The organism is Dethiosulfatibacter sp. (genome assembly GCF_983023055.1).
On sequence record NZ_CEZJXU010000164.1, the window covers coordinates 1 to 5,018 of the forward strand.

At 41.4% G+C, this 5,018-nt stretch carries 6 protein-coding genes; all 6 read left to right on the plus strand.

Annotation, left to right across the window (positions count from 1 at the left end; translation table 11 throughout):
- The coding region (locus tag AC3AX0_RS07000; protein WP_487549591.1) for a flagellar M-ring protein FliF C-terminal domain-containing protein at positions 1 to 880 on the plus strand (880 nt) is incomplete at its 5' end.
- 15 nt (positions 881 to 895) lie between these two features.
- The gene (gene fliG, locus AC3AX0_RS07005) at positions 896 to 1,906 is read left to right on the plus strand and encodes a flagellar motor switch protein FliG (RefSeq protein ID WP_487549592.1); all 1,011 of its coding nucleotides are present in this window, start codon (positions 896 to 898) and stop codon (positions 1,904 to 1,906) included.
- Positions 1,907 to 1,915: 9 nt separating this feature from the next.
- Positions 1,916 to 2,569: a MotE family protein gene (locus AC3AX0_RS07010; RefSeq protein WP_487549593.1), complete on the plus strand. Its 654-nt coding sequence runs from the start codon at positions 1,916 to 1,918 to the stop codon at positions 2,567 to 2,569.
- A gap of 76 nt (positions 2,570 to 2,645) precedes the next feature.
- A complete protein-coding gene (locus AC3AX0_RS07015) occupies positions 2,646 to 4,091 on the plus strand; it encodes a hypothetical protein (protein ID WP_487549594.1) in 1,446 nt (481 codons plus the stop codon).
- Between the two features lie 15 nt (positions 4,092 to 4,106).
- Positions 4,107 to 4,514: a flagellar hook assembly protein FlgD gene (locus AC3AX0_RS07020; protein WP_487549595.1), complete on the plus strand. Its 408-nt coding sequence runs from the start codon at positions 4,107 to 4,109 to the stop codon at positions 4,512 to 4,514.
- Entirely contained in the window at positions 4,504 to 4,926 is a 423-nt protein-coding gene (locus tag AC3AX0_RS07025; RefSeq protein WP_487549596.1) for a TIGR02530 family flagellar biosynthesis protein, read from the plus strand. Before AC3AX0_RS07020 ends, AC3AX0_RS07025 begins: the two co-directional genes overlap by 11 nt.
- Positions 4,927 to 5,018: the final 92 nt, after the last annotated feature.

A 5,018-nucleotide genomic window follows, 5' to 3' on the forward strand; every position in this document is an offset into this window, starting at 1 on the left:
AGAAATAGCGGACAAGGTTCTCTTCATCTTCGAACCCGTATTCGGAGTGGAAAACATAAAGGTTGCAGTAAATGCAACAGTTGACCTTGATATAACACACACGGAAATAATAGAGTATTCCCCAGTGGTTGAAGACCAGGGAATCCCCTTCATAATAGACGAACTAAGCGAGAAGACGGAGGACTCATCCCAGAACAGCAATAGTGTGTCTTCAAGCTACAATGTTGAAAGCGACAGCCTCAACGACAGGGTTTCAAAGGTGATCAACTACAGGGTAAACGAGCTCAGGCAGACAATAGAAGAGGCTCCAGGAGGAGTCGAGGACATTACAGTTTCCATCCTCATAAACAGCGACAATGTAGACGGTGGAATACTTGAAAACATCAGACAGCTTGCTTCAGCAGCAGTGGGAATAGACATGTCCAGGATAACCGTTGGAAACATGAACTTCTCGGCGGACCAGGAGCTTAAGGAGAACCTTGCTGCAACTCTGGCACAGGGACAGGGATTTAAGCTTCCAATATCCGAAAAGGCAATAATATCAATAGTGGCCATTTTCTTTGTATTCATACTGGCGTTGATGCTCATGAGACAGTTCAGAAAGCCGAAGACGGTGAGGAATAAGCGTATGGTCGAACCGGCAGGAAAGATGGAGCTGGATTCGGGAGCATATGACAAAGAGGCTTACAATTCTAGAGAAGAGGACTATGAAACGACTCAGGAAATGCTGAACCAGAAAAACATCATCCTTGACAAGTTCAGGGAAGACAATAACGATAAGGAAACAATCAAGGGAATAGAATCAATAATAAAAACCAATCCTGCAAACATTGCCGATGTAATAAGTTTGTGGCTGAATGAAGAAGGCGAAGCGGGATAATGGAAGGAAGTAATAATGGATGTAAAACTGACAGGTGAAGAAAAGGCTGCAATACTCCTTTTATCAATCGATAAGAACATGGCGGCTGAAATATTCAAGAATCTTAGGGATGAAGACGTACAGAAGCTGACATATTATATAGCCAACCAGAAAAACGTGCCGCCTGCTATGAGAAAGGGAGTTCTAAGTGAATTTTACGAGCTTTGCCTTGCCCAGGGATATGTTACAGGTGGAGGTGTGGAATATGCAAGGGATGTATTGACTGAAGCCCTTGGAACACAGAAATGCATGGAAGTCATGAGAAAGATTTCAGGAGTTAACAGAAACAAACCCTTTAAGTTTCTAAGGGATGTAAGCCCTTTGGAGGTTTCAAACATACTGAGGCTTGAAAGAAACCAGACTGTAGCACTGGTGATGTCATATATGGAACCTGAACAGGCTGCAGTGGTCCTGTCAAACATGGATGAAGGAAGACAACCTGAAATTGTAAAAAGAATAGCAAAGATAAGCAAGATATCGCCTGAAATACTGAGGCAGGTTGAGGAGAAGGTGAAGACCAAGCTTACAAGCTTCTTTACGACATCCATGGGCAATGATGAAAGTATGGGAATCAACACAGTTGCCAGTATTTTGACATCTGTGGACAGGGGCACAGAGGTCAAGATATTCGAACAGCTGGAAAAAGAAGATATAAAGATGGCAGAGGAAATCAAGAAGCAGATGTTTGTATTCGAAGACATAGTCAAGCTTGATGTGAGGACCATACAGAAAGTTATATCACAGCTTCCGAACAAGGAACTTGCCTTGGCTATGAAATCCACCACTGAAAAGGTCAAGAATCTTGTATTTGGAAACATGTCAAGCAGGGCCAGGGAAATCATCCTTCAGGAAATCGACATGCTTGGCCAGGTAAGGCTCAGCGAAGTACTTGAAGCACAGCAGAAGATAGTGGCAATAATACTTGAAATGGAAAAAACAGGTGAAATAATCATTACTAAAGGCGAAGCTGAAAAGCTTGTAGGGTAGGTGAGATAAGTGTTTGAGAAGAAGAGAGAAAAAACCGAGAACATAGAAACGGGAAGCGGAGAAAACAAGAAAGGAAAAAAAGGTAAGAAGAAGCTTGATCTCATTGACAGGACAATTTTCGTGGGATTTTCCCTTGTCATAGTTGTATTCATGATGATTGCCCTCTTTGCAATGGATGTCTTCCATGTAAAGTCAAACCTTGTAAACAAGATCACAAAGGATCTCATAGCCCAGCAGGAGGCTTCTCTTGAACAATATGTCTCACAGGATATGATAGACGGGTACAGGGAGATTATAAGTAATGAGTTCACAAGCCTCTCAATGAAAGAGGATGAGCTTGCAAAAATGAAAGAGGACCTTGATGAAAGGGATAAAAACCTTGAAACGGCCATAGCTGAATTCAATGTTGAAAAAACCGAACTTGAATCCATGGAAAAGGAAATACGGGGAACCTACGAGGACATTCAGGAGGTCTGCAAGGTAGTGGAAAAGATGGATGCCAAAAGTGCAGCATCCATGCTATCCAAAATTGAAAACATTGATCTTGTGAAAAACATCATCTTCCATGTGAGCGAGGAACAGGCTGCAGAAATACTTGAAAACCTCAATCCCGACATGGCGGCGAAGATAACCATGGACCGTTTCAATAACGGAATACAGTAAAAACATGAATATTGCGGCGCTTAAAACTTGTGCCGATATATATATTTGAACTTTGAAAAGTGAAGGAGGTGAAAAGATGAACTGTCAAAGAACAGTATTTGAAACAGCTGCAGGCGCTGTAATGAATCACTTTGCAGGCAAAGACAACAGCGCAAGCTCTGACGACTTCAGCAGGATATTGAATGATGCAAACAAGTCGAAGACGGAAAAGGGAAAACTAAAAGCTGAAAACCATGATGCGAAAAGTCCCGAGATGAAAAATAATGAGATGAAATGGAAGAATAAAAAGACTGATGGAAAAGCTTTAAGTATTGAAAAAAGTGACGACGATTGTGACAGAGACGTTGAAGAAGAAACTCCGGACATTAACGAAAATCCCTTAAGCGTCAGTATCAGAGAAACCCTTGACAATGCAAAAAAGGAAGTAGCTGGTGAACTTAACACGGGACAAAAGCTTCAGGGAATTATAGACATCCATGTAGAAAGAAATAAAATGATTGATACTTCAACTGAAGATATTCTTGCGTTAAAGATGAAATTCTCTGAAAATACAGACGGCAGCAAGGTGGAAAAAGCAGCGGGACCAGCATTGGAACCGACAGTAGCAGGTACAGTAACGAATGAAGGAACTATGAATCTGGAAGGATTTGAGAAACCAGCCCGGTTGGAAGTACTTGAATCAGAAACCGGCATAGGAGAAGTTATTGACTCGATGGTGGAGACTGTGAATTCAGGAAACATTAAATCCGACAGACGTGGCTCCATAATAAGAAAGCAGGAAGCGACTGAATCCCACACGAAAGTACAGGGCATACAATCAGATGAATCAGCAATCAAGAATGTAGAAATTGAGTCTGCAAATGGGAAAAACGGTTTTGAAATGGAAACAAGGAATATTTCAACGGAAGAAAGTGGAGTAAATCAAAAGGAACCGGAACAGTCGGATTTGGAGTCGCCGGCCGACAGAATTTCAGAAAGTGAAAAAACATTCGACTTAAGTAGTCGTGTATTGAACAGCATGGGAACAGCAGTTGAAACCAATGGAACAACCGGTGAAAAGCAGGATCTTTCAAAAACGTCCCTTGTAAACCAGATGTCAAAATCAATAGAAACGGGAATTGAAGGTGACAAAAGTTTCATGAAGATCAACCTTAAGCCTCACTTGTTTGGAGAAATGTCGATAGCCATCGTGAAGAGTCCTGAAGGAATTACTGCAAGGATATCGGCGGAAAAGGATGTCGTTAGCCATCTCCTTATGGACAGCAGCAGGGAAATAGCGGCACTCTTTGAAGAGAAGAACTTAAAGGTTGTTAACATAGTTATAGAAGCAAGGGAATCTTCGGAACAGCAGGGATATTTTTCAGGAAGCGGGCGAGAAGGCTCCAACCAGAGAAGAGGCGGATACGGCAACATGGAACCAGCCGGTATGGACATAAGAGAAACAGAAGAAGCTTCACAGGTGGCGGCTTCAGATGCAGCAGAAAGAAGAATAAATGGTGAAGGAATAAATATCATTGTATAGGAGGTGGAAATAAATATGGAAATAAATAATACGGCATCAATGCTTAATTTGAACAGCACTACCAATACGGAAAACAAGTCAGAGGGCGCAGACAAGGATATGTTCCTAAAGCTTTTGGTAACACAGATGAAATATCAGGATCCTTTGTCGCCAGTGGACAACAACGAGTTTATTTCACAGTCTGCACAATTCTCACTTCTTGAGGAAATACAGAAGCTGGGAGAGGAATTTTCACAGAATAAGTCCTTTCAGCTAATAGGAAAATATGTAACTGCATCCTTTAAGAATCCCATAACAAACAGGCTTGAGGCAATATCCGGATATGTGCAGGGAGTTACAATAAACGACGGCAAGGCGGTTCTGGACATGGGAGATTACAAGATAGACCCTGAAAGAGTAATTGGAGTGAGAAATGAAGAATGATCTTATGAACAATTTGAGAATAAGTCAGCTTCAGAATTCGAAGATTCAAAACGATAGGGTAAAAAAAGGCGAAAATGCCTGTAGAAATGAAAAGGCCCTTAAAAACGGAGAACTGAAGAACAACTCATTTGAAAATCTGCTCAACAAAAAGCTTGGAAAGAAGAATGGAATAGTCTTTTCAAAGCATGCAAGCGACAGGCTCGTCCACAGGAATATCAACCTCGAAGAGGGAGAGTTGAAAAATCTTGCAAATGCCTTTGACACTGCAGAGGAAAAAGGAATAAAAAATCCCCTAATAGTGTCCGACAAGATAATATGCATAGGCAATACCGCTTCAAGAACTGTAGTCACTGCAATGGATGACATGAAAAACAAGGTATTCACAAATATAGACGGTGTAATAAATATATAGCTGGACCCATAAGGAAGCTTTATTGTCCCGATCGACTGACGGACAAAACACCGCAAAATCGGAGGAAAGAATATTAAGATCAATGTATTCCG

Coding starts and splice junctions, on each gene's coding strand:
- AC3AX0_RS07025 (WP_487549596.1), top strand. CDS start 4,504: ATGAAGAATGATCTTATGAACAATTTGAGAATAAGTCAGCTTCAGAAT.
- AC3AX0_RS07015 (WP_487549594.1), top strand. CDS start 2,646: ATGAACTGTCAAAGAACAGTATTTGAAACAGCTGCAGGCGCTGTAATG.
- AC3AX0_RS07020 (WP_487549595.1), top strand. CDS start 4,107: ATGGAAATAAATAATACGGCATCAATGCTTAATTTGAACAGCACTACC.
- fliG (WP_487549592.1), top strand. CDS start 896: ATGGATGTAAAACTGACAGGTGAAGAAAAGGCTGCAATACTCCTTTTA.